Annotated in this window: 21 protein-coding genes and 1 riboswitch; of the genes, 11 read left to right on the forward strand and 10 right to left on the reverse strand. The window is 67.6% G+C overall.

Annotated elements, in window-relative coordinates; genetic code table 11:
- Positions 1-55: 55 nt before the first annotated feature.
- Positions 56-691, reverse strand: a complete 636-nt coding sequence (locus N7367_RS08230) for a LysE family translocator (RefSeq protein ID WP_279942167.1) — start codon at positions 689-691, stop codon at positions 56-58.
- Positions 692-782: 91 nt separating this feature from the next.
- Here N7367_RS08230 and N7367_RS08235 point away from each other — a divergent pair, with 91 nt between their 5' ends.
- The 3 genes from N7367_RS08235 (at position 783) to N7367_RS08245 (ending at position 3,257) form a co-directional block, all read left to right on the forward strand.
- Positions 783-1,184, forward strand: coding sequence for an acyl-CoA thioesterase (locus N7367_RS08235; RefSeq protein ID WP_053518579.1), 402 nt, complete (start codon positions 783-785; stop codon positions 1,182-1,184).
- A gap of 43 nt (positions 1,185-1,227) precedes the next feature.
- Positions 1,228-2,034: an NAD-dependent protein deacetylase gene (locus N7367_RS08240; RefSeq protein WP_279942169.1), complete on the forward strand. Its 807-nt coding sequence runs from the start codon at positions 1,228-1,230 to the stop codon at positions 2,032-2,034.
- A gap of 122 nt (positions 2,035-2,156) precedes the next feature.
- Complete coding sequence (locus N7367_RS08245; RefSeq protein WP_279942170.1) at positions 2,157-3,257, forward strand: NADH:flavin oxidoreductase/NADH oxidase; 1,101 nt, start codon at positions 2,157-2,159, stop codon at positions 3,255-3,257.
- 3 nt (positions 3,258-3,260) lie between these two features.
- On the opposite strand, the gene N7367_RS08250 is transcribed toward N7367_RS08245, so the two are convergent.
- A complete protein-coding gene (locus N7367_RS08250) occupies positions 3,261-4,172 on the reverse strand; it encodes a LysR family transcriptional regulator (RefSeq protein ID WP_279942171.1) in 912 nt (303 codons plus the stop codon).
- 113 nt (positions 4,173-4,285) lie between these two features.
- Here N7367_RS08250 and purU point away from each other — a divergent pair, with 113 nt between their 5' ends.
- Entirely contained in the window at positions 4,286-5,137 is an 852-nt protein-coding gene (gene purU / locus N7367_RS08255) for a formyltetrahydrofolate deformylase (RefSeq protein ID WP_053518573.1), read from the forward strand.
- Between the two features lie 22 nt (positions 5,138-5,159).
- On the opposite strand, the gene pncA is transcribed toward purU, so the two are convergent.
- The 3 genes from pncA to metE form a co-directional block, all read right to left on the reverse strand.
- Positions 5,160-5,786, reverse strand: a complete 627-nt coding sequence (gene pncA, locus N7367_RS08260) for a bifunctional nicotinamidase/pyrazinamidase (protein ID WP_065174191.1) — start codon at positions 5,784-5,786, stop codon at positions 5,160-5,162.
- Between the two features lie 55 nt (positions 5,787-5,841).
- A complete protein-coding gene (locus tag N7367_RS08265; protein WP_279942172.1) occupies positions 5,842-6,513 on the reverse strand; it encodes an epoxyqueuosine reductase QueH in 672 nt (223 codons plus the stop codon).
- A gap of 63 nt (positions 6,514-6,576) precedes the next feature.
- Positions 6,577-8,874: a 5-methyltetrahydropteroyltriglutamate--homocysteine S-methyltransferase gene (gene metE, locus N7367_RS08270; protein ID WP_279942173.1), complete on the reverse strand. Its 2,298-nt coding sequence runs from the start codon at positions 8,872-8,874 to the stop codon at positions 6,577-6,579.
- A gap of 218 nt (positions 8,875-9,092) precedes the next feature.
- A riboswitch (cobalamin riboswitch) is annotated at positions 9,093-9,322 on the reverse strand.
- 142 nt (positions 9,323-9,464) lie between these two features.
- Here metE and N7367_RS08275 point away from each other — a divergent pair.
- On the forward strand, positions 9,465-11,312 hold the full coding sequence (locus N7367_RS08275; protein WP_279942175.1) for a patatin-like phospholipase family protein: 1,848 nt from the start codon (positions 9,465-9,467) through the stop codon (positions 11,310-11,312).
- A gap of 361 nt (positions 11,313-11,673) precedes the next feature.
- Here the strand turns inward: N7367_RS08275 and N7367_RS08280 are convergent, their stop codons facing one another.
- Positions 11,674-13,041: a short-chain fatty acyl-CoA regulator family protein gene (locus N7367_RS08280; protein WP_053520141.1), complete on the reverse strand. Its 1,368-nt coding sequence runs from the start codon at positions 13,039-13,041 to the stop codon at positions 11,674-11,676.
- 112 nt (positions 13,042-13,153) lie between these two features.
- Between N7367_RS08280 and N7367_RS08285 the strand changes: the two genes are divergently transcribed.
- From N7367_RS08285 to mmsB, 5 genes are read left to right on the forward strand one after another with little or no spacing between them, the layout of a single operon-like run.
- Entirely contained in the window at positions 13,154-14,659 is a 1,506-nt protein-coding gene (locus N7367_RS08285) for a CoA-acylating methylmalonate-semialdehyde dehydrogenase (protein ID WP_053520140.1), read from the forward strand.
- Between the two features lie 14 nt (positions 14,660-14,673).
- Entirely contained in the window at positions 14,674-15,840 is a 1,167-nt protein-coding gene (locus tag N7367_RS08290; RefSeq protein WP_065174194.1) for an acyl-CoA dehydrogenase family protein, read from the forward strand.
- Complete coding sequence (locus tag N7367_RS08295; RefSeq protein ID WP_053520138.1) at positions 15,837-16,634, forward strand: enoyl-CoA hydratase; 798 nt, start codon at positions 15,837-15,839, stop codon at positions 16,632-16,634. Before N7367_RS08290 ends, N7367_RS08295 begins: the two co-directional genes overlap by 4 nt.
- Positions 16,631-17,800, forward strand: coding sequence for an enoyl-CoA hydratase/isomerase family protein (locus N7367_RS08300; protein WP_279942176.1), 1,170 nt, complete (start codon positions 16,631-16,633; stop codon positions 17,798-17,800). Before N7367_RS08295 ends, N7367_RS08300 begins: the two co-directional genes overlap by 4 nt.
- Positions 17,797-18,687 (forward strand): 3-hydroxyisobutyrate dehydrogenase, encoded by an 891-nt coding sequence (gene mmsB, locus N7367_RS08305; RefSeq protein ID WP_065174196.1) that lies wholly within the window; start codon positions 17,797-17,799, stop codon positions 18,685-18,687. Before N7367_RS08300 ends, mmsB begins: the two co-directional genes overlap by 4 nt.
- 91 nt (positions 18,688-18,778) lie before the next feature.
- Here the strand turns inward: mmsB and N7367_RS08310 are convergent, their stop codons facing one another.
- Together N7367_RS08310 and N7367_RS08315 are read right to left on the reverse strand one after the other, a co-directional pair.
- Complete coding sequence (locus N7367_RS08310) at positions 18,779-19,204, reverse strand: organic hydroperoxide resistance protein (RefSeq protein WP_049464150.1); 426 nt, start codon at positions 19,202-19,204, stop codon at positions 18,779-18,781.
- A gap of 110 nt (positions 19,205-19,314) precedes the next feature.
- Positions 19,315-20,295 (reverse strand): cation transporter, encoded by a 981-nt coding sequence (locus N7367_RS08315; RefSeq protein WP_053520135.1) that lies wholly within the window; start codon positions 20,293-20,295, stop codon positions 19,315-19,317.
- Between the two features lie 208 nt (positions 20,296-20,503).
- On the opposite strand from N7367_RS08315, the gene N7367_RS08320 reads away from it, so the two are divergent.
- Complete coding sequence (locus N7367_RS08320; RefSeq protein ID WP_279942177.1) at positions 20,504-21,958, forward strand: SulP family inorganic anion transporter; 1,455 nt, start codon at positions 20,504-20,506, stop codon at positions 21,956-21,958.
- 105 nt (positions 21,959-22,063) lie between these two features.
- Here the strand turns inward: N7367_RS08320 and N7367_RS08325 are convergent, their stop codons facing one another.
- Both N7367_RS08325 and N7367_RS08330 read right to left on the reverse strand, forming a co-directional pair.
- Positions 22,064-22,513, reverse strand: a complete 450-nt coding sequence (locus tag N7367_RS08325; protein ID WP_253119909.1) for a hypothetical protein — start codon at positions 22,511-22,513, stop codon at positions 22,064-22,066.
- Between the two features lie 203 nt (positions 22,514-22,716).
- On the reverse strand, positions 22,717-22,959 hold the full coding sequence (locus tag N7367_RS08330; RefSeq protein ID WP_279942179.1) for a hypothetical protein: 243 nt from the start codon (positions 22,957-22,959) through the stop codon (positions 22,717-22,719).
- Positions 22,960-23,027: the final 68 nt, after the last annotated feature.

Below are 23,027 nucleotides of genomic sequence, written 5' to 3' on the forward strand. Positions count from 1 at the left end.
CCGGGGCTGCGCGCAGCGTCGACCGCGCTGCGCGCTCGCCGGGCATGGCCCGGCGCTACCGCCGCCCTTCCACCGCCATGCGCACCGCCAGCCCGGCCAGGACCGTGCCCATCAGCCAGCGCTGTGCCGCCTGCCAGGTGGGGCGCGCGGCGAGAAATGCCGCGATGCTGCCGGCCAGCACCACGATCACCGCGTTCACGCTCAGGCTCACCACGATCTGGGTAGCACCCAGGACCAGCGACTGCATCAGCACGCTGCCGTGTCCGTCCGGATGCAGGAACTGCGGCAGCAGGGACAGGTACATCACCGCGATCTTCGGGTTCAGCAGATTGGTCAGAAAGCCCATCGCAAACAATCTGCGTGGGCTGTCCGGCGGCAGGTCGCGCACCGCGAACGGCGAGCGGCCACCGGGTCTGAGCGCCTGCCAGGCCAGGTACAGCAGGTACAACGCCCCCCCGATGCGCAGCGCGTCGTAGGCGAACGGCACCGTCATCAGCAGGGCGGTGATGCCCAGCGCCGCGCACAGCATGTAGAACACGAAACCCAGCACCACCCCACCCAGCGAGACCAGGCCGGCGCGGCGGCCCTGGCAGATCGAGCGCGAGACCAGGTAGATCATGTTCGGGCCGGGCGTGAGCACCATGCCCAGCGAGATGAGGGCGAACGCCAGCAGATCGGAGGTCGCGGGCATGGGCAGTCCTGGCAGTGGGCGTGGCGCAGTGTAGCGCTGCCTGTACGGGGCCTGGCTTAACATTGCCGCACCCCACACCGAAGCCCTGCCCATGACCCCGATCCCTGAAACCGTGCCACCGATCGAAGTGCGCATGGCCGAAATCGTCTTTCCCAACCATACCAACCATATGGGCACGCTGTTTGGTGGCCAGGCGCTGGCGTGGATGGACAAGGCCGCCTTCCTCGCCGCCGCCCGCTACTCGCGCCGCACCGTGGTGACCGCGCGCAGCGACCAGGTCGACTTCAAGCTGCCGATCCGCATCGGCCAGATGGTGGAAACGATCGGCCGCATCGTCGAGGTCGGCCGCAGCTCGATGAAGGTCGAGGTGGAACTGATTGCCGAAGACCTGCACAGCGGCGAGCGCAGGCTCTGCACCCGCGGCCACTTCGTGATGATCGCGCTGGACGAGGCGGGCCAGCCGATCGCGGTGCCGCCGCTGCCGGCGCCCTGAGCCGGCGCTTGTGGGGGCGCCGTGCTGCCCCCATCTGGTCGGCATGACCCCGCCGCTGACCGACTTCATCGACCGCGCCCAGCGCCTGTTCGTGCTGACCGGCGCTGGCTGCAGCACGGCCTCGGGAATCCCCGATTACCGAGATACCGATGGCCAATGGAAACGCACGCCGCCGGTCACCTACCAGGCATTCATGGGCGAGGCCGCCACCCGCCAGCGCTACTGGGCACGCAGCCTGCTGGGCTGGCCGCGCTTCGGCCTGGCCCAGCCCAACGGCACCCACCAGGCGCTGGCCGCGCTGGAGAAGCAAGGCAAGGTGCAGTTGCTGCTGACCCAGAACGTGGATGGCCTGCACCAGCGCGCCGGCAGCCGGAACGTGATCGACCTGCATGGGCGGCTGGACCTGGTGCGCTGCATGCGCTGCGAGCGCCGCAACGGTCGCCAAGCGTTCCAGCAGCGCCTGCTGGACGCCAATCCCGGCTGGGACACGCTCGAGGCCGGCATCGCCCCCGACGGCGACGCTGATCTGGAGACCGATTTTTCCTCCTTCGTGGTGCCCGACTGTCCGTCCTGTGGCGGCCTGCTGAAGCCGGACGTGGTGTTCTTCGGCGAGAACGTGCCGCGTGAACGCGTGGCGGCAGTGCATGAGCACCTGCAGCAGGCCGATGCCGTGCTGGTGGTGGGGTCTTCGCTGATGGTCTATTCCGGCTTCCGTTTCGTGCAGGCCGCAGCAAAGGCCGGATTGCCGGTGGCTGCCGTGAACCGTGGCCGCACCCGTGCCGACGACCTGCTGCAGTTCAAGGACGAGCGCGATTGCGCTGAAGCGCTGGCCGGGTTCGTCATCGGGTAGCGCCAGGCCATGCCCGGCGAGCATGCAGCGCCACCGCGAAACAGCGATCCATCCACATGGTTGATTCGCCGCCCTTGCAGCGGTGCAATACGCACCCCCCTCTGCCCGTCCCTGCACCCCTCGTGAGCCAGCTGTTCTCGCCGATCACCTTCGGCCGCCTGACCCTGTCCAACCGCATCGTCATCGCGCCGATGTGCCAGTATTCCGCCGAAGACGGGCGCGCCAGCGACTGGCATGCCATGCATCTGGGCAACCTGGCGCAATCCGGTGCCGGCCTGCTGATCCTGGAAGCGACGGCGGTTGAGCCGCGTGGACGCATCAGCTGGGCCGACCTCGGCCTGTGGGATGACGGTACCGAAGCTGCGCTGGCACACGTGCTGGCCAGCGTGCGGCGCTGGTCGCCGATGCCGCTGGGCATCCAGCTGGGCCATGCCGGCCGCAAGGCCTCGGTACAGCGTCCCTGGGACGGCGGTGGCCAGCTGCCGGCCGATGATGCACGTGGCTGGACCACGGTGGCGCCGTCAGCGCTGCCGTTCCATGCTGCCGATCCCGCGCCGCAGGAACTGGATGAGGCGGGCATCGCGGGAATCGTTGCTGCCTTCGCCGCCAGCGCGGTGCGCGCCGAACGCCTGGGCTTCGAACTGATCGAAGTGCATGCCGCGCACGGCTATCTGCTGCACCAGTTCCTGTCACCGCTGAGCAACCGGCGCACCGATGGCTACGGGGGTTCGCTGCCCAATCGCCTGCGCCTGCTGGTAGAGGTATTCGATGCCGTGCGCGCGGCAGTGTCCGACAAGGTGGCCGTCGGCGTGCGCATCTCCGCCAGCGACTGGGTCGACGGTGGCTGGGATCTGCTGCAGAGCGAAGCGCTGTCCCAGGTGCTGGACGCGCGTGGCTGCGATTTCCTGCACGTCTCCAGCGGCGGCCTGGATGAGCGCCAGAAGATCAGCGTCGGGCCGGGCTACCAGGTGCCGTTCGCGGCCGCGATCAAGGCCAAGGTGCGCATGCCGGTCATCGCGGTGGGGATGATCACCGAACCGGAGCAGGCCGAATCGATCCTGCGTCATCGCCACGCCGATGCCATCGCCCTGGCCCGCCGCATCCTCTACGACCCGCGCTGGCCCTGGCACGCGGCAGCCGCGCTGGGCGACAGCGTGGTGCCGGCTGCGCAGTACCTGCGCTGCGAGCCGCGTGAGGCACGCGGCGTGTTCACCCCGCGCTGAAGGTCATGCCCGCCAGGTCGGCGGCAGGCCGGCCTGCAGGTGATCGAACAGCGCACGGATCCTGGCGGTGAAGTCGCGGCGGTCGCTGACGCAGAAATAGACCTCCATCGGTTCCGGGCGCCATGCGCTGTCCGCGCCGAACACCGCCTGCAACCGGCCATCGCGCAGAAAGGGATCGGCCACGAAGGCCGCCAGCCGGGTGATGCCGGCACCGGCCGCGGCCAGTTCGGCCAGCGCGTCGATGTCATCGCACACCATGCCGGGCGGCAGCGGCGCATCCGCGCGCTGGTCGCCCTTGCGCAGGCCCCAGCGCAGAGGCCGCCCATCGGTGGGGAAACGATGCAGCACACCCCGATGCCCACGCAGTTCGGACGGCTCCTGTGGCCAGCCATGCGCCTGCAGGTAGGCAGGCGAGGCGCAGAAGACGAAGGGAATGCGTGCCAGCGGCCGCGCCACGACGCCGTCCTCCAGCTGCGCACCGATGCGGATGCTGGCATCGACCGCCTCCGGACCATGCTGCACGGCCCGGTCGGACAGCCGCAGTTCCAGCTGCAGCTGCGGATAGCGTTGCTGCAGTGAAGGCAGCAGGGGCGCCAGCACGTGGCGGCCGAACGCGCGGCTGCTGGCGATGCGCAATGGCCCGGCAGGCTCGATGTCACCGCTGGTGACAAGGGCCTGCGCCCGCGCCAGATCGGTTTCGATGTGGCGCACCTGCGCCAGGTACAGCGCACCGGCCTCGCTCAGCGCCAGCTGGCGCGTGCTGCGGTTCAGCAGGCGCACGCCCAGGTGTGCCTCCAGGCGATGGATGTTCTGGCCGACGGCGGTGGCGCTGATGCCAAGGCTGCGGGCCGCAGCGGCAATACTGCCGGTGTCTGCGGTGCGGGTGAAGCTGCGGATCAGCTGCAACAGGTTCATGACCCGCCAGCGTGCCACGAAAGCCCGCCACGATCACTTGGAACTGTCCGAAGTGGTTCGTTGCATCGGTGACAATGGATCACGCGGGCGGGGTGCTGCCCTACACTTGCAGGATGCGACCCGATTCCATCCTCACCCTGTCCTGCCCCGACCGTACCGGCATCGTCTACCGCGTGTCGGGCCTGTTGTTCGATCATGGCTGCAACATTCTCGACGCCCAGCAGTTCGGCGACGAGGAAAGCGGCCGCTTCTTCCTGCGCGTGCATTTCGACCGCGACGCCAGCCTGCCCCTGGACACGGTACATGCGTCCATGGCGGCACTGGCCCGCGAGTTCGGCATGGACTGGCAGCTGCAGGACGGTCGGCGTCGTGCGCGCCTGCTGGTGCTGGTCAGCAAGCAGGGCCACTGCCTGAATGACCTGCTGTTCCGCGCGCACAGCGGGCAGCTGAAAGTGGATATCGCGGCAGTGGTGTCCAACCATGCCGATTTCGCACCGCTGGCCGCGTCCTACGGCGTGCCGTTCCACCATCTGCCGGTGAACGCGGATACGCGTGCGGTGCAGGAGCAGCAGATCATCGATCTGGTCGAACACGAGCGTATCGACCTGGTGGTGCTGGCGCGCTACATGCAGATTCTTTCACCCACCCTGTGCCGCGCGCTGGCCGGCCGGGCGATCAACATCCATCACAGCTTCCTGCCCAGCTTCAAGGGCGCGCAGCCCTATCACCAGGCGCACGCGCGCGGGGTCAAGATCATCGGCGCCACCGCGCACTATGTCACCGAGGATCTGGACGAAGGTCCGATCATCGAACAGGACGTGGCCCGGGTCGATCATGCGATGACGCCGCGCGACCTGGTACGCCTGGGCAGCGATACCGAATCGCAGGTGCTGGCGCGTGCCGTGCGCCGCCATGTGGAGCACCGCATCCTGCTCAACGGGCACCGCACGGTGGTGTTCCGCTGATACCTGCCCGGCCGGACGTGCGTCAGAGGATCCCGATCCCCGCAGTGCCCAGTGCTTCGCGCACCATCCCGTCGTTGGCCTCGGTCACCGGCCGGGTCAGGTCCCAGAGGAATTTCACCCTGAAGCCGGACGTGGCTGCGTCCTGCGCGCTCCACAGCACGCAGTAGTCGCGGGCCAGGCCACAGACGTGCACCTCGTCGATGCCGCGCTCATGCAGCCAGCCGGCCAGGCCAGTGGCGGGGCGTCCGCCATCGGGGCCGTGGTTCTCGCGGAAGGCGCTGTAGGAATCCACCTGCTGGCGGGTGCCCTTGCGCAGGATCAGGTCGGCCATATTCCAGTCCACCTGCGGATGCAGGGCGGCACCGGCGCTGCCCTGCACGCAGTGGTCCGGCCACAGGGTCTGCGGTTGCGCATGCAGCAGAATCGTTTCGAACGGACGATGGCCGGGGTGCTGGCTGGCGAACGAAGCATGGTCCGCGGGATGCCAGTCCTGGGTGGCCACTACGGTGCGGTAGCGGCGCTGCGCCAGCAGCTGCGCGATCGGCGCGACCAACGCATCGCCACGGTCGCAGGCCAGCGCGCCACCGGGCATGAAGTCCGGCTGCAGATCGATCACCAGCAGGGCGACAGTGGCGGGCAGGGTGGGCATGGACGTTCCAGCGCGGCGGAAGAGGCGACCAGCGTGGCCGCCCCCTCGCCACACGTCAATCGTCCTGCGGCGTTTCGTTGTCCTGGCCGTAATACAGCAGCCCGATCCGGATCCGCTCGCGGCCGGTCTCCCGGCGGTGCCGGTTGGCATCGCGCAGCGAGTACACGCAGCCACAGTACTCCTGCTGGTAGAACCGCTCGCGCTTGCTGATCTCGATCATGCGGCTGGCACCACCGCCCTTGCGCCAGTTGTAATCCCAGTACTGCAGGCCCTCGTAGCGCGCCGCGGCGCGGATGCCGCAGTCATTGATCTGCGCCATGTTCTTCCAGCGCGAGATGCCCAGCGACGAGCTGATGGTGTCGTAGCCGTGCTCATGCGCGTACAGCGCCGTGCGCTCGAAGCGCATGTCAAAGCACATCGTGCAGCGGATGCCGCGCTCGGGTTCGTTCTCCATGCCGCGCGCGCGGCTGAACCAGTTGTCGGTGTCGTAGTCGCAGTCGATGAAGGGGATGCCATGCTGCTCGGCGAAGCGGATGTTCTCCTGCTTGCGAAGCTCGTATTCCTTCACCGGATGGATGTTGGGGTTGTAGAAGAAGATCGCGTAGTCGATCCCGGAGGCGGTGATCGCCTCCATCACTTCGCCGGAGCAGGGCGCACAGCACGAATGCAGCAGCAGGCGCTTGCCGTCGGCGGGCAGGGACAGGGTGGGGCGTTGGAGCTCGGTCATCATCAGGTACCGCACGGACCGCCGGCAACGGCGGCGGCCCGTGCATCGGGGTGGAGAGACAGGTCAGGCGACGCGGGCGTCGGTGTGCTCGGCACGCAGTTCCACTGCGGCGGCAACCAGTGCCTGCAGTGCAGCGCGGGTTTCCGGCCAGCCGCGGGTCTTCAGCCCGCAGTCCGGGTTGACCCACAGCTGCTCCGGCTTCAGCACGGCCAGCGCCTTGCGCAGCAGGTCCACCATCTCCGCCTTGTCCGGCACGCGGGGGGAGTGGATGTCATACACGCCCGGGCCGATCTCGTTGGGATAGTTGAACTTCACGAAGGCATCCAGCAGTTCCATGCGCGAGCGTGAGGTCTCGATCGAGATCACGTCCGCGTCCATCGCTGCGACCGAGTGGATGATGTCGTTGAACTCCGAATAGCACATGTGGGTGTGGATCTGGGTGGCATCGCGCACGCCGCTGGTACTGATGCGGAACGATTCCACCGCCCAGTCCAGGTAGGCGCGCCAGTGGGCGCGGCGCAACGGCAACCCCTCGCGGATGGCCGGCTCGTCCACCTGGATCACGCCGATGCCGGCTGCTTCCAGGTCCTGCACTTCGTCCCGCAGGGCCAGCGCGATCTGCCGGCAGGTCACATCGCGTTCCTGGTCGTCGCGCACGAACGACCACTGCAGTACCGTCACCGGACCGGTCAGCATGCCCTTCATCGGCTTGTCGGTGAGCGATTGCGCGTAACTGGACCAGCGCACCGTCATCGGCTGCGGGCGGCTGACGTCGCCGAAGATCACCGGCGGTTTGACGCAGCGCGAGCCATAGCTCTGCACCCAGCCGTTGCCGGTGAAGGCGAAGCCTTCCAGCTGCTCGCCGAAGTACTCGACCATGTCGTTGCGCTCGAACTCGCCGTGGACCAGCACGTCCAGGCCCAGCGCTTCCTGCACGCGTACCGCATGCGCGGTCTGCTGTTCCAGGAATGCCTCGTACTCGGCCAGGCCCAGCTTGCCGGACTTGTGCCGGGCCCGTGCCTCGCGCACCTCCAGCGTCTGCGGGAAGGAACCGATCGTGGTGGTGGGCAGCAGCGGCAGCTGCAGCGCCGCATGCTGCGCTGCGCGGCGCTGCGGGTAGGCGGTGTGCCGCTGCGCATCGGCAACGGTCAGCGCGGCCAGGCGTGCGGCCACGGCCGGGTTGTGTACGCGTGGCGAGCGACGACGCCCCTCCAGCGCAGCGCGGTTGGCAGCCAGGCCTGCTTCCGCATCCACCCTGCCATCGAGCGCGTCGGCCAGCAGGCGCAGTTCCTGAAGCTTCTGCCGGGAGAACGCCAGCCAGCCCTTCAGTTCGTCATCAAGCTTCTTTTCCAGCGCAAGATCCACGGGCGTGTGCAGCAGGGAACAGGACGGTGCCAGCCAGAGCCGGTCGGCGCCGCGGTCCACCTGGGCAAACCGGGCCAGGATCAGTGCGTTGTCCAGATGGGTGCGCCAGATGTTGCGGCCGTTGACTAGGCCGGCCGACAGCACGCGCTCGGCCGGCAGCGCCTTCAACACGGCGTCCAGCTGCTCCGGCGCGCGCACCAGGTCCACGTGCAGTCCGTCCACCGGCAGGCCGGTGGCCAACGCCAGGTTGTCCTCGAGCGCACCGAAATAGGTCGCGACCAGCAGTTTCGGACGCCGTGCCGTGGCCAACCGGGCATAGGCGCGCTCATAGGCTGCCTGCGCATCGGCGTCGAGATCCTGCACCAGCAGCGGCTCATCCAGCTGCACCCAGTCGGCACCGGCGTCGGCCAGCTGGCCGAGCAGCTGCACATAGGCCGGCAGCAGCGCATCCAGCAGGTCCAGCGCGGTGCTGCCGTCGGTGGTCTTGGACAGCAGCAGGAAGCTCACCGGCCCCAGCAGCACCGGACGGGTATGGATGCCCAGCGCCCTGGCCTCGTTGAACTCGGCCAGCGGCTTGTCACCGCGCAGGGCGAAGGCCTGGCCCGCGTGCAGTTCCGGCACCAGATAGTGATAGTTGGTGTCGAACCACTTGGTCATCTCCAGCGCGCGCAGGTCGATGCCATCGCGCTGCAGGCCACGGGCCGTGGCGAAGTAGGCGGCCAGTGGATCGTGCGCGGCCAGCTCGCGGTAGCGTTCGGGAATGGCATCGAACAGCCATGCGGTGTCGAGCACCTGGTCGTACAGGCTGAAGTCGTTGCTCGGCGGTACATCGACGCCCGCCTCGATCTGCAGCTGCCAGTGCCGGGCACGCAGCGCCGCGGCGGTGGCCTGCAGGGTGGCGGCGTCGTCCTCGCCGGCCCAATGGCGTTCGAGCGCCCGCTTCAGTTCGCGCTTGGCGCCGATGCGGGGAAAGCCCAGGTTGGTAACAGTGGTCATTGCAGCGTGTCCTCATTGCATGTCGGCATTGAGGAACGAAGGAACCGCAGGACGACGCGTGCCGTTGCCGGCCCACGGGCGTCTTGCCAGCGACCTTCGCCCCCGCGGGCGAACCGGATGCCGTGAAAAGGACGCACGTGGCCGCGCACCCTGCAGGCGCAGGACGACGACGGCCCCGGCAACCTCCCCGCGGAGATTCCAGGTCGAGTCAGGGGACGGTCGTGTCCCCCGGCCGGGGCCGGTATTCGGGCTGTTGGACGCGGGCCGCAGCCCACCTACTACCTGCCGCTTCCCAGGCGCGAGCCCAGTGCTCTTGGCAGGATTCGTTTCCATTCACCGCTGCGGGGCAGCTCCGGAATGGGCGCGCGAAGCGCCTTCACCGGATTCCCGTTTAAATTCATCCCTTCATTCGCATGAAGAGATGAATACCTTCGGCGTGCACAAGGTAGGCCGGTTGGCAGCAATGGTCAAGGCCTGGCATCACACCACCGGGATGTGGCGCCTTTCTCAGGCAGTGAGAGGCCGGCTTGCGATACTGGCCACCGACGGACGGGAGGTGACGTGTGGCGGCGAAGTACTGCGATCTGGTCATGAAAGGTGGCATCACCAGCGGCATCGTGTACCCCAATGCGGTACTGGCGCTGGCGCGCGAGTATCGCTTCAAGAGCATCGGTGGCACCTCGGCGGGCGCCATCGCCGCCGCGGTGGCGGCGGCGGCGGCCTATGGTGATCGCCGCCAGCAGGCGGGCGAGTCGCTGCCCGGCGATGCCGGGTACGGTGGATTGTCGGCGGTGTCGGCGCAGCTGTCGCGGCGCGGGTTCATCTACGGTCTGTTCCAGCCGGCGCGGGGCGCGCGTGCAGCCTATCGGCTGCTGGTGGTGCTGACTGGCAATGCAGGCTGGCCCCGCAAGCTGCTGTGCCTGGCCATCGCCGTGTTCCAGATCGCGCCGCTGGAAGTGCTGGTGTCGCTGGCATTGCTGCTCGCGCTGGGCGCGTGGGGCGGCGGCTGGAGTGGAGTGGCGGCAACATTGCTGCCGTCCCTGCTGTGCGCCTACGGCGCTGGCGTGGCCGGGGCCGCGCTGCGGGTCGCGCGGGTGGCACGACGCAATCTGCTGGGCCTGTGCAGCGGCCTCGGCAGCGACGCGCGCCGGCCGGCGTTGACGGAATGGCTGCACGGCTGCCTGCAGCAGCTGTCAGGCAAGCCGGCCGATGTGCCGCTTACCTTTGCCGACCTGCACGATGCGCCGCGCTATGCCGACGAGCCGGACAGCCCGCATGCCATCACCCTGCAGATGATCACCACCTGCGTATCGCACAACGAACCCCGCACGCTGCCGCTGGGCGGCGCGCAGTTCTGGTTCCTGCGCGAAGAGTTCGACCAGCTGTTCCCGGCCAGCGTGGTGCAGTGGCTGGTCAACCATGCGGGTCCGCCGCTGGGCGTGGATGGACGACTCTATTACCGCCTGCCGCAGGGGCCGCAGCTGCCGGTACTGGTGGCAACGCGGATGAGCCTGAGTTTCCCGTTGCTGATCAGCGCAGTGCCGCTGCATGAGCCCTCGCGCCGCGAGCGCCGCTGCGAGCCTGGAGCGACCGCCTCCGATCCGGAACACAACGTGGCCGACAGCATGGAGGGGCTGACCAGTGCCGGCCAGGCCTGCGGCCCGGTGATCACCGCCTTCCGGATCTGCTGGTTCTCCGATGGGGGCATCAGCAGCAACTTCCCGATCCATCTGTTCGACGCGGCGCTGCCGCGCTGGCCGACCTTCGCCATCAACCTGGTCTATCCACAGCATGCGGAGGAGGTCAGCTCCGGCGGTAATGCACGGCAGGCGCTGGAGCGAGCGGTGTTCCTGCCCAGCGAAAACCGTCATGGCTGGCAACGCACCTACCAGTCCATCGCCGCACCGGTGGCGGCCGGCGAGCTCGGCCGTTTCCTGTTCGCGGTGGTGGCAACCATGCAGAACTGGCGTGACCTGCTGCAGGCGCGTGCGCCGGGCTATCGCGACCGCATCGTGCACGTCACCCTGCAGGGGGATGAGGGCGGTATGAACCTGGACATGCCGCAGGAGGTGCTGACCCGCATCGCCGACAAGGGCAGCCTGGCCGGTGCGCGCTTCTGCGCGTTCTCCTTCGAGAATCACTACTGGATCCGCTGGCGCAACCTGGCCTCGGCCTACCAGCGTTACACGCTGGAAGTGGCGCGTACCGACGATCCCGCGCAGCAGGTGCTGGCCTATCGGGCGGCGTACACGATGGTGGCTGCCGGCGTGCCGTCGCCACCGTCGTACAAGCTGGGCTCGGAGGACAAGCGGCTGGCGTCACAGCAGTTGTGGGGGCTGATGGTGGAGCAGGGCCGCAGCTGGGAGGATCTTGGCCCGGACCTCACCGACGGCGCACCACGGCCGCTGCCGCAGATGAAGGTGACGCCGATCTACTGACCGCTGCCGCAGCCGATTGAACTGTTCCGGCGGGTGCCGACCTTGTCTGGTGGGTGCCGACCTTGGTCGGCACGATCTGATCCCTGCGGTGGCTCATCGCCAGGGTTCGTGTCGACCAAGGTCGACACCCACCAGGGCAATGCGTCGTTCTGACAGCTTGCGGAGATCTGTCGAAGGCGGGGTGGGTCCGGTTGCGGGGGCGTGAGCGCCATGGATGGCGCGACCGAGGCTACATGGACGTACTTGCGCCGTCCCCCGCAACCGGACCCGCCCCGCCCCGCCATCCCACGGAATGCCAGCTTTTGCCGTTGCCGTTGCTTAGTGCTGTGCAGGTGCAGGGCGCAGCCCTGCCGAGCCAACCCTATCGCCCCGGCAGCTGCGCGAACGCGCGCTGCATGCAGTCCTCGCGCGGGCACACCCGGCAACCCGGGCCGATCGACACCGAATTGCCGGGGCTCTGCACATCCAGCCCCAGCGAATACACCAGCCGCTCGGCATGCTGCAGGTCGCAGCCCAGCGCCACTGCGAAGGTCTTGCGTGGTTGGCCGTGACCAACCGGGCCGCTGCTGACCTGCCGGGCCAGCCAGAAATGGCGCCGCCCATCGGGCATGCGCGCGGTCTGGGTCAGGATGCGGCCGGGCTGGTTGAACGCCTCGTAGACGATCCACAGCGGGCATGAGCCACCCACCTGCGAGAAGTGGAAGTCGGTGGCCGAGTGACGCTTGGAGACGTTGCCGGCGCGGTCCACACGGATGAAGAAGAACGGCAGGCCGGGCGCGCTGCGGCGGGCCAGCGTGCTCAGCCGGTGGCAGACTGCTTCGAAGCCGACACCGAACTGGTGCGCCAGCAGCTCGATGTCGTAGCTGCTGGCTTCGGCCGCACGCAGGAAGCGCAGGTAGGGCATTACCAGGGCCCCGGCGAAATAGTTCGACAGGCCGATGCGCGCCTGCGCGATGCGCGCCTCGTCGCTGAATCCGGCGCGGGCAATCACCGCATCGATCTGCGGCAGGTAGCCATGCAGTGCCAGTTCGGCGGCCATCTGGAAGGCCTGCTGGCCCGGCTCCAGGTAGTCCGGCAGCCACAGCCGGCGGGCACCGGCATCGTAGTGGCGCTTCTCGCGCCCGGCCTGCAAGGCAGTCACTTCCACCAGCACGCCGTGGCGATCGGCCAGCAACTGGCGCAGGCGCGGGGCGACGTGTCCCGGCGACAGTCCCCATTCGGCGAATAACCGCTCGGCCAGCTCATCCAGCTCCGGGATGTGGTTGTGCATGCGGTTGAAGAACTCGCGCACCTGGTCGCCCGCCGGCAGGGTGCTGCCGGCACCGGGTTCGCCCAGCTGGAACTCCAGTGCGGCGGCATGTTCCCGCAACGCCAGGTGGCGGCGATGCAGGTCCAGCAGCGCCCGGCTCACCTGCGGCAGGTTGCCGGCCAGTGCCCGCAGCTCGGTGGCACTGACGTCGGCCAGCCCCAGGTCCCGCAGGGTTTCGGCCAATGATTCCTGCAATGCCGCGGGTTCATCCTCGTCGAACAGGGCGGAAACGTCGCCCAACACCTCCCCCAGCTTCTTCTGCACGGCGGGCGTCAACGGGCGCTTGTTGCGCTCGATCTGGTTCAGGTAGCTGGCAGACAGGCCCAGGGCGCGGGCCAGGTCGATCTGGCTGTAGCCGCGCTGCTCGCGCAGGCGCAGCAGGCGCAGGCCCAGCTGGCGCTGTGAGGATGGCAGATTCACAGAATTAACAGGAATCGTGAGGGGTGTTGGCCAGATTAAGCGGATTCAGGCCGGAAATCGAGGCGGCGGCTGTGAATAATGCCAAGCATCTTTCGCACCCCTGGATGTCGTCATGACTGTTGCAGCGCCCCGTATCCGCATGCTGATCGATGGCCAGTTCGTCGAATCGGCGACCTCCCACTGGCAGGACGTGATCAACCCGGCCACCCAGGACGTGCTGGCCCAGGTCCCGTTCGCCACCACCGCTGAAGTGGACGCTGCCGTGGCCGCCGCCAAGGAAGCGTTCAAGACCTGGCGCAAGACCCCGATCGGCACCCGTGCGCGCATCTTCCTGAAGTACCAGCAGCTGATCCGCGAGAACATGAGCGAGCTGGCGCACATCCTCACTGCCGAACAGGGCAAGACCCTGCCGGATGCCGAAGGCGATGTGTTCCGCGGCCTGGAAGTGGTCGAGCACGCCGCCGCCATCGGCAACCTGCAGCTGGGCGAGCTGGCCAACAACGTGGCCAATGGCGTGGATACCTACACGATCATGCAGCCGCTGGGCGTGTGCGCCGGCATCACCCCGTTCAACTTCCCGGCGATGATTCCGCTGTGGATGTTCCCGATGGCCATCGCCACCGGCAACACCTTCATTCTCAAGCCGTCCGAGCAGGACCCGATGGTCACCATGCGCCTAGTTGAACTGGCGCTGGAAGCCGGCATTCCGAAGGGCGTGCTGAATGTGGTCCACGGTGGCGAGGAAGTGGTCAACGCGATTTGCGACCACCCGGACATCAAGGCGGTCTCCTTCGTGGGTTCCACCCGCGTGGGTACCCACGTGTACAACCGTGCGTCGCTGGCCGGCAAGCGCGTGCAGTGCATGATGGGCGCCAAGAACCACGCCGTGGTGCTGCCGGATGCCAACAAGGAGCAGACCCTCAATGCGATGGTCGGTGCCGCCTTCGGTGCCGCCGGCCAGCGCTGCATGGCGGCCTCTACGCTGGTGCTGGTGGGTGAAGCGCGCGGCTGGGTGCAGGATCTGGTGGCCAAGGCCAAGACCCTGAAGGTCAGCGGTGGCACCGTGTCCGGTACCGATGTCGGCCCGGTGATTTCCTGCAGCGCGCGCGAGCGCGTGGAAGGCCTGATCGCCTCGGGCGTGGAGCAGGGCGCGCAGCTGGTGCTCGACGGCCGCAATCCGCAGGTCGATGGCTTCGAGAAGGGCAACTTCGTCGGCCCGACCATCTTTGCCGGTGTCACCACCGACATGCGCATCTACCAGGAAGAAATCTTCGGGCCGGTGCTGGTGATCCTGGAAGCGGAAACGCTGGAAGACGCCATCGCGATGGTCAACAGCAACCCGAACGGCAACGGCACCGCACTGTTCACCCAGTCCGGCGCCGCCGCGCGCAGGTTCCAGGAAGACATCGACGTCGGCCAGGTCGGCATCAACGTGCCGATCCCGGTGCCGGTGCCGCTGTTCTCCTTCACCGGTTCGCGCGCCTCCAAGCTGGGTGACCTGGGCCCGTACGGCAAGCAGGTGGTGCTGTTCTACACCCAGACCAAGACCGTCACCGCGCGCTGGTTCGATGACGAGACGCTGAGCCACGGCGTCAACACCACGATCAGCCTGAAGTAACGGCAGGAGCAGCCATGAGCCACTCGATGACGACGGAACTGGAAGAAGCGCAGCAGGCCTACCGCGAGGCCGCCCGCGACTTCGCACTGGCCGAACTGGCGCCGCACGCCGCGCGATGGGATGCGGAGGGCATCTTTCCGCGCGAGGCGATCGCCAAGGCCGGTGAACTGGGCTTCTGCGGGCTGTACATGGACCCGGAAGTGGGCGGCAGCGGCCTGAGCCGGCTGGACGCCGCCGTCGTCATCGAGGAGCTCGCCAGTGTCGACCCCTCGACGGCGGCCTACATCAGCATCCACAACATGGCCTCGTGGATGGTGTCCAAGTGGGGTCAGCCGGCACTGCGCGACGCGTGGGGCAACGATCTGGCGGCGGGCATCAAGCTGGCCTCGTACTGCCTGACCGAACCGGGCGCCGGTTCCGATGCGGCCTCGTTGAAAACCACCGCCGTGCGCGATGGCGACCACTTCGTGCTGAACGGCGCCAAGGCCTTCATCTCCGGCGCCGGCGCCACCGAACTGCTGGTGGTGATGGCGCGCACCGGCGGTGCCGGTGCCGGCGGCGTCAGCGCCATCGCGGTGCCGTCGGACCTGCCGGGCATCAGCTTCGGCCGCAAGGAAGAGAAGATGGGCTGGAACAGCCAGCCCACCCGTGGCATCACCTTCGAGAACGTCCGCGTGCCGGTCAGCCACCTTCTGGGCGAGGAAGGCGGTGGCTTCAAGCTGGCGATGAAGGGACTCGATGGCGGCCGCATCAACATCGCCGCCTGTTCGCTGGGTGCCGCGCAGGGCGCGCTGGATGCCGCACGCCGCTACATGGGCGAGCGTCGCCAGTTCGGCAAGGCGCTGGCCGAGTTCCAGGCACTGCAGTTCAAGCTGGCCGACATGGTCACCCAGCTGGTGGCCGCCCGGCAGATGGTGCACACCGCCGCGCGCAAGCTCGATGCCGGCGCCAGCGACGCCAACGTGTGGTGCGCAATGGCCAAGCGCTTCGCCACCGATGCCGGTTTCACTGTCTGCAACGAAGCGCTGCAGATCCACGGCGGCTACGGCTACATCCGCGAATACCCGATCGAACGCCTGCTGCGTGACTGCCGCGTGCACCAGATCCTGGAAGGCACCAACGAGATCATGCGGGTGATCGTTGCCCGTCACCTGCTCAACACCGAAGAGGAACTGCGATGAAGGATTGGCGTACCCAGGAGCACGTGGGCCTGAAGGTCGAGGCCGATGGCCACACCGCCGTGGTCACCCTGCACAACCCGCCGGCGCATACCTGGACCGTGCACAGCCTGTCCGCGCTGCGCGACCTGGTGGCTGCGCTCAATGCGGACCGCGACATCTACGCGCTGGTGATCACCGGTGACGGCGAAAAGTTCTTCTCCGCCGGCGCAGATCTGAACCAGTTCGCCTCCGGCGACAAGGCCGCCGCGCGCGAGGCCGCACGCCGCTTCGGCGAAGCCTTCGAGGCGCTGTCCGGCTTCCGCGGCGTGTCGATCGCCGCAATCAACGGCTATGCGATGGGCGGCGGGCTGGAATGCGCGCTGGCCTGCGACCTGCGCATCATCGAAGACCACGCCCAGGTCGCGCTGCCGGAGGCCACCGTCGGCCTGCTGCCGTGCGCCGGTGGTACCCAGAACCTGCCACGGCTGGTGGGCGAGGGCTGGGCCAAGCGCATGATCCTGCTGGGCGAGCGCATCAATGCCGAGACCGCGCTGCGCATCGGCCTGGCCGAGGAGAAGGTCGGCAAGGGCGAGTCCAAGGCGCTGGCGCTGGAATGGGCGAAGAAGGCCGGCAAGCAGAGCCCGACCAGCATCGCGGCCTGCAAGACGCTGGTGCAGTCCACCCGCACCGGTACCCACGCCTCGGCGCTGGTGGCCGAACGCGAGGCCTTCGTCGATCTGTTCGATACCGCCGACCAGGTCGAGGGCGTGAACGCCTTCCTGGAAAAGCGCGCCGCGCAGTGGAAGAACGCATGACCACGGTCGCCGACGAAGCGCCGGTCCTGTTCGAAGAGCGCGTGGCCGGTAATGGCGCGCGCATCGGCATCGCCACGCTGAACGCGCCGCGCACGCTCAATGGCTTCTCGCTGCCGATGGCGCACCTGCTGCTGAAGCAGCTCAATGCCTGGGCCGACGACGACGGCATCGCGATGGTGGTGCTGCAGGGCGCCGGTGAGAAGGCGTTCTGCGCCGGCGGTGACCTGCACAGCCTGTACCAGAGCATGCGTGCATTCCGCGAGGCCGGCCGCAGCGATATCCGCGACAACGACTACGCGGCCGAGTTCTTCGACGTCGAGTACCGCGTGGATTACCTCATCCACACCTATGCCAAGCCGATCCTGTGCTGGGGCCATGGCATCGTCATGGGAGGGGGCATCGGCCTGATGTCCGGTGCCAGCCACCGCGTGGTCAGCGAGCGCTCCAAGCTCGCGTTCCCGGAGATCACCGTCGGTCTGTTCCCGGACGTGGGTGGCAGCTGGCTGCTGCCGCGCGTGCCAGGCAAGGGGGGCCTGTTCCTGGCCTTGACCGGTGCACTGCTCAACCCGGGCGATGCGATCTATGCCGGCCTGGCCGACGTGCACGTGGCCGAAGCGCGCCGCAGCGATGTGTTCGATGCACTGCTGCAGGTGGCCTGGTCGCGCGACGCCGCGAGCAACCACGAGCGCCTGGGCCACCTGCTGCAATCGTATGCCAGCGATGCCGCGACCGGTCCGCTGCTGGCCAACGCGGCGAAGGTCGACGCACTGTGCGGCGGCGATGACCTCGATGCCATCGTCGAAGGCATCGCCCACCTGCAGACCGAGGATGCCTGGCTGCAGGCCGCCCAGAAGACCCTCGCGGCCGGCGCGCCCGGTTCGGCGCGGCTGGCGTTCGAGCTGCAGCGCCGCTGCGCGGGCCAGGATCTGGCTGCGGTCTACCGCCTGGAATACATCGTCGCCCTGCACTGCGCCGCCCACGGCGATTTCGCCGAAGGCATCCGTGCGCTGCTGATCGACAAGGACCGCACGCCGTCGTGGAACCCGGCCACGCTGGCCGAGGCCAGCGCCGCGTGGGCCGATACGTTCTTCGCTTCGCCCTGGGCCGATGCCGCGCATCCGCTGGCCGACCTGGGTACCCCTGCCGCTGAAAGGAGCCTGGCATGAGCCGCATTGCATTCATTGGGTTGGGCAACATGGGTGGCCCGATGGCCGCCAATCTGGTCAAGAACGGCCACACCGTGCGCGTGTTCGATCTGGTGCCGGCCGCCGTGCAGGCCGCCGTCGACGCCGGTGCCGGTGCCGCGTCGTCAGCTCGTGACACCCTGGCCGACGCCGAGGTGGTGATTTCGATGCTGCCGGCCAGTCGCCATGTCGAAGGCCTGTACCTCGGCGATGACGGCATTCTCGCCGCGATTCCGGCCGGCGCGCTGGTCATCGACTGCAGCACGATCGCTCCGGCCAGCGCCCGCAAGGTGTCCGAAGCGGCGGCTGCACGCGGCCTGCAGATGATTGATGCGCCGGTTTCCGGCGGCACGGCCGGTGCCCAGGCCGGCACCCTCACCTTCATCGTCGGTGGTGAAGAGGATGCACTGGAGCGTGCGCGCCCGGTGCTGCAGGCGATGGGCAGGAACATCTTCCACGTTGGCGCCAGTGGTGCCGGCCAGGTGGCCAAGCTGTGCAACAACATGGCGCTGGGCGTGATCATGGCCGTCACCGGCGAGGCCATCGCACTGGGCGTGGCGCACGGTCTGGACCCGAAGGTGCTGTCGCAGATGATGGCGGTGAGCACCGGCCGCAGCTGGGCCACCGAAGTGTGCAATCCGTGGCCGGGCGTGCTGGAGAATGCGCCGGCCTCGCGTGGCTACAGCGGCGGCTTCGGCAGCGACCTCATGCTCAAGGACATGGGCCTGGCAGTGGAAGCGGCGATGAGTGTCGGCGCCTCGATCCCGCTGGGTGAAGTGGCCCGCAACCTGTATTCGATGAATCACCAGGCCGGGCGCGGCAAGCTGGATTTCTCCAGCGTCGTACAGCTCATCACCAGCGAGAAGTAAGCGAATGCGTCCCCGGCCGCGTGCCGGGGCCCACCCGGGGTGGGATGGGCGGATGCCTGGTTTCGACCGGTATCCGCCCATTTTTTTGCGGTCAGGCGACGATCAGCGTCACGTCGATGTTGCCGCGGGTGGCATTCGAGTACGGGCACACGATGTGCGCCTTCTGCACAAGCGCTTCAACCTGCTCGCGCGGCACGCCCGGCACGTTGATGGTCAGCTCGGCCTCGATGCCGAAGCCGGTCGGGATCTGGCCGATGCCCACCTTGCCGGTCACGGTGGTGTCGGCCGGCAGCGCGACCTTGGCCTGGCCGGCCACGAACTTCAGCGCGCCCAGGAAGCAGGCCGAGTAGCCGGCGGCGAACAGCTGCTCCGGGTTGGTGCCCGGGCCACCCGCGCCGCCCAGCTCGCGCGGGGTCGACAGCTGGATGTCGAGCACGTTGTCGGAGGAGACGGAACGGCCTTCGCGGCCGCCGGTGGAGGTCGCCTGGGCGGTGTACAGAACCTTTTCGATGGACATCGGGATGCTCCTGGTCAGTGGGTGGTAGTGCGTTGGAGCCTACTTTGCCCGCTTTCCAAGGACGATGGGTGACAGACCGTCTGAGAAATTTGACCGATCGTCCTGCCTGTCTAGATCGTCCATTCCCGATCGGTGGTGAACATGATCGTCAGCCACCGGTCCGGCGAGGCTTCGCCCAGTGCATCGCCGATCTCGTCACGCAGTTGGTCCCACTCCCGCAGGGGCCGCGGCGGATCATCGGCCGGGACCACGAAGAACAGCTCGATCTGCTCGCCACGTCCCACCTGCGCCACATAGCTTCGGTGTTCGACGAAGCCATGCCTGGCGACGATCGTGCGCGCCACCGCGTCCACGTGGGCCTGCAGCTCCGGCGGAGTCACCAGCAGGATGCCGGCCAATGCCCGCCGCACCGTGCCCAGCGGCGCGATCATCACCAGTACGCAGACGAAGGCGAGGATGGCCGGGTCGATGTACGGCCCGATCCAGTCCCACGCGGTGCCACGCACCAGCGCGCCGCCCAGGAAGGCGACCAGATAGCAGGCCGACATGCTGGCCGCGATCATCCAGTTCTTCGCGTCCAGCGCGATGAACTCCGAACCGATGCGGCGGTTGGCGCGCAGCACGAACACGCCCAGCGCTGCCTCGGCCAGCAGGGACAGCGCGGCGAAGATCATCGCCGGCCCCAGCGCGATGTGGCGGCCGCCGGACATCAGCGCGTCCACGGCATTGACCAGTGCATACAGCGCCGCACCGATCATCAGCGTGCCGCTCACGCCCAGCACGATCGGTTCCAGGTGCCAGAAGCCCATGGTAAAGCGCTGGTTGAGGCGCGACTGCAGCGCATCGGTGTTGGTCGACAGCGCGATCAGGCGCGCGACCAGCAGCGACAGCCAGGTCATCACCACATCGATCAGCCCGTAGATGCCATCGAAGATGATGAGCGAGGAATTGGCCAGCAGGCCGAACACCACAGCAGTCAGCGCCAGCAGCAACGCACCGGCAATCGACAGGCGCAGCACCCCCTGTTCGGTGGTGGGGTCGAAGAAGTGGGGGCGATCGGTAGCCATGACCCGATTGTAGAGCGGAGCCATGCTCCGCTGCGTCTGGCGGCCGACCGCGCTACCTTCATGCAGCCGCTTCCCGTAGACTGCGCCCCTCCCACGTACCGACACCCGCCTGCAGTGATCACGCCACCCTGACCCTTGCCGCACATCGGCAGCCGGCCCGCCCGGCTCAGGAACCCGTGTCTTTCCACTGCAGCGCCATGCGGCCACGCCCGCCTGCGCGCGGAGCTTTCCCATGCAAACGTCCTATCCCCTGCGCCAGCAATGGCTCGGCAACGTCCGTGGCGACCTGTTGTCCGGCATCGTCGTCGCCCTGGCCCTGATTCCCGAGGCCATCGCGTTCTCGCTCATTGCCGGCGTCGACCCCAAGGTCGGCCTGTACGCCGCCTTCTCCATCGCCGTCATCACCGCCATCGCGGGTGGCCGCCCTGGCATGATCTCTGCTGCCACTGGCGCGATGGCGCTGGTGATGGTCGACCTGGTCAAGGACCACGGCGTGCAGTACCTGTTCGCCGCCAGCATCCTGGCCGGCTTGCTGCAGGTGCTGGCAGGTGTGTTCAAACTGGGCTCGCTGATGCGCTTCGTCTCGCGCTCGGTCATCACCGGCTTCGTCAACGCGCTGGCGATCCTGATCTTCCTCGCCCAGCTGCCCGAGCTGGTTGGCCGCGGCCCGACCGTGTACGTGCTGTGTGCGGCCGCGCTGGCGATCATCTACCTGCTGCCGCGCATCACCCGGGTGGTGCCGTCGCCGCTGGTGGCGATCGTGGTGCTCACTGCCGTGGTGATCGGCTTCGGCATCGACGTGCGCAGCGTCGGCGACATGGGCCAGCTGCCCGACAGCCTGCCGCGCTTCCTCATTCCCGATGTACCGCTCACCTGGGAAACGCTGCGCATCCTGCTGCCGGTGTCGGCCACGCTGGCCGTGGTCGGCCTGCTCGAATCGATGATGACCCTGCAGATCGTCGAGGACATCACCGAAACGCCCAGCGAGCGCAACCGCGAATGCGTCGGCCAGGGCGTGGCCAACACGGTCACCGGCTTCCTCGGCGGCATGGCCGGCTGCGCGATGATCGGCCAGTCGATCATCAACGTGAGCTCCGGCGGCCGCGGTCGCCTGTCATGCCTGGTGGCCGGCGTCGTGCTGCTGGCGATGGTGGTGTACGGCAGCGACCTGGTACGGCAGATTCCGATGGCGGCACTGGTGGCGGTGATGATCATGGTCAGCATCGGCACCTTCAGCTGGCGCTCGCTGCGCGACCTGCGCACGCACCCGCGCAGTTCCTCGGCCGTGATGTTGCTGACCGTGGTGGTCACCGTCGCCACCCACGACCTGGCCAAGGGCGTGCTCAGCGGTGTGCTGCTGTCGGCCCTGTTCTTCGCGCGCAAGGTGGGCCGCATGCTGGAGGTGCAGCGCGAGGAGGCGGACGACACGCAGGTCTACCGCGTGCGCGGACAGGTGTTCTTTGCTTCCGCCGGCCAGCTGGGCGCGGCGTTTGATTACCAGCACGTGGCACCGAAGGTGCAGATTGATCTGCGCGATGCCCATCTGTGGGACCTGACCGCCGTGGCCGCGCTGGAGCGCGCGCAGGAAAAACTGGCCGCGCATGGAGCGGAAGTGACGGTGGTGGGGCTCAATGCAGCCAGCCAGACGCTGATCGAGCAGGTGGGTGGGCGCGGCGGCGGGCACTGAGTTCGCACTCATCAATCGCCGCCACCTGTGCTGGGACATGGGTCCATAAGCGCTTCGGCAGGGGGCACCCGGGTGACCGCAGCGGCGGTCACCCGCGTTGTTGCATCAGTGCCTGCGGCCCATGCACCTGACTTCCACCCGCATGTCGGCGTCCATCACTTCGCTGGTGCAGATCATCTGGTTGTCGCCCGGCCCGATGTTGGGGCGCACGCCCAGATCGAAGAGGTAGCGACTGAAGTCCATGTAGGCGTCACTGGTGATGCCACCGGGGAACTCGTACACCACCGGCTTGCCGTCCTTGGCAACGTCTGCTTTCGTCTCTGGAACCGGGTTGCCGTGAACGTCGCGGCCGGTGCCGGGAATAGGCGCCCAGCTTTTCATCTCGATGTCGTACGAGGCCTTGATGCTGGAGCCATCGGCGAAGTTCAGGGTGGTCACCGGGCGGCCCGCAGTCAGCGAGATGTTCTTTCCGCTGACCAAATTGACGAACGTCATGTGCGCCGCATACCCGCGGGCGAGCCAGGAGGCATTCAACTGCTCGATCGCGTTGTTCATCCTGGCCGGGCTCTGCAATGCATCGTATACGGTTGCCGGAACCGGCGTGTCTGCGGCGGGAGCGCGGCCGCCTGCATCTGAGCGTATGAACACCCTTCGCACGGGGTATCTTGTATCTGCTCCACCTGCGCGTGCGCGCCCGGCGCACAGAGCAACAACGCCACCGCAGTGGCGTATCGGAACAGCCTCCTCGAATTCGATTCCTAGATGGATGGATTGGGTAGGAAATGAATGACGATCCTGGCTGCTGCCGCAATGACCAGCGCAATCGACACGGCGCGGGTGAAGCGATGAATCTCGCGCCGTTGGAAGGGTATCCATACCGTGAGCAGGATGGTTGTGAGACCAAAAACCAGCACCGGGGTGCCGGAGGTCGTCATCGCCATGCACAGGCTGATGAAGGCGAACAGCTCCAGGACCAGTTCGATATAGGTGCGTTGCTGCATTACATGTTCCGTCTGCTTGGGACATCCATGCCGCACATCGTCATGCGGCGCTCAAATGATATCACTTC

This window comes from Stenotrophomonas sp. GD04145 (assembly GCF_029835135.1).
In the GTDB taxonomy this organism is placed as follows: Bacteria; Pseudomonadota; Gammaproteobacteria; order Xanthomonadales; family Xanthomonadaceae; genus Stenotrophomonas; species Stenotrophomonas maltophilia_P.

Coding starts and splice junctions, on each gene's coding strand:
- N7367_RS08230 (WP_279942167.1), bottom strand. CDS start 691: ATGCCCGCGACCTCCGATCTGCTGGCGTTCGCCCTCATCTCGCTGGGC.
- N7367_RS08235 (WP_053518579.1), top strand. CDS start 783: ATGACCCCGATCCCTGAAACCGTGCCACCGATCGAAGTGCGCATGGCC.
- N7367_RS08240 (WP_279942169.1), top strand. CDS start 1,228: ATGACCCCGCCGCTGACCGACTTCATCGACCGCGCCCAGCGCCTGTTC.
- N7367_RS08250 (WP_279942171.1), bottom strand. CDS start 4,172: ATGAACCTGTTGCAGCTGATCCGCAGCTTCACCCGCACCGCAGACACC.
- purU (WP_053518573.1), top strand. CDS start 4,286: ATGCGACCCGATTCCATCCTCACCCTGTCCTGCCCCGACCGTACCGGC.
- pncA (WP_065174191.1), bottom strand. CDS start 5,786: ATGCCCACCCTGCCCGCCACTGTCGCCCTGCTGGTGATCGATCTGCAG.
- N7367_RS08265 (WP_279942172.1), bottom strand. CDS start 6,513: ATGACCGAGCTCCAACGCCCCACCCTGTCCCTGCCCGCCGACGGCAAG.
- metE (WP_279942173.1), bottom strand. CDS start 8,874: ATGACCACTGTTACCAACCTGGGCTTTCCCCGCATCGGCGCCAAGCGC.
- N7367_RS08275 (WP_279942175.1), top strand. CDS start 9,465: ATGAAAGGTGGCATCACCAGCGGCATCGTGTACCCCAATGCGGTACTG.
- N7367_RS08285 (WP_053520140.1), top strand. CDS start 13,154: ATGACTGTTGCAGCGCCCCGTATCCGCATGCTGATCGATGGCCAGTTC.
- N7367_RS08290 (WP_065174194.1), top strand. CDS start 14,674: ATGAGCCACTCGATGACGACGGAACTGGAAGAAGCGCAGCAGGCCTAC.
- N7367_RS08295 (WP_053520138.1), top strand. CDS start 15,837: ATGAAGGATTGGCGTACCCAGGAGCACGTGGGCCTGAAGGTCGAGGCC.
- N7367_RS08300 (WP_279942176.1), top strand. CDS start 16,631: ATGACCACGGTCGCCGACGAAGCGCCGGTCCTGTTCGAAGAGCGCGTG.
- mmsB (WP_065174196.1), top strand. CDS start 17,797: ATGAGCCGCATTGCATTCATTGGGTTGGGCAACATGGGTGGCCCGATG.
- N7367_RS08310 (WP_049464150.1), bottom strand. CDS start 19,204: ATGTCCATCGAAAAGGTTCTGTACACCGCCCAGGCGACCTCCACCGGC.
- N7367_RS08315 (WP_053520135.1), bottom strand. CDS start 20,295: ATGGCTCCGCTCTACAATCGGGTCATGGCTACCGATCGCCCCCACTTC.
- N7367_RS08320 (WP_279942177.1), top strand. CDS start 20,504: ATGCAAACGTCCTATCCCCTGCGCCAGCAATGGCTCGGCAACGTCCGT.
- N7367_RS08325 (WP_253119909.1), bottom strand. CDS start 22,513: ATGAACAACGCGATCGAGCAGTTGAATGCCTCCTGGCTCGCCCGCGGG.
- N7367_RS08330 (WP_279942179.1), bottom strand. CDS start 22,959: ATGCAGCAACGCACCTATATCGAACTGGTCCTGGAGCTGTTCGCCTTC.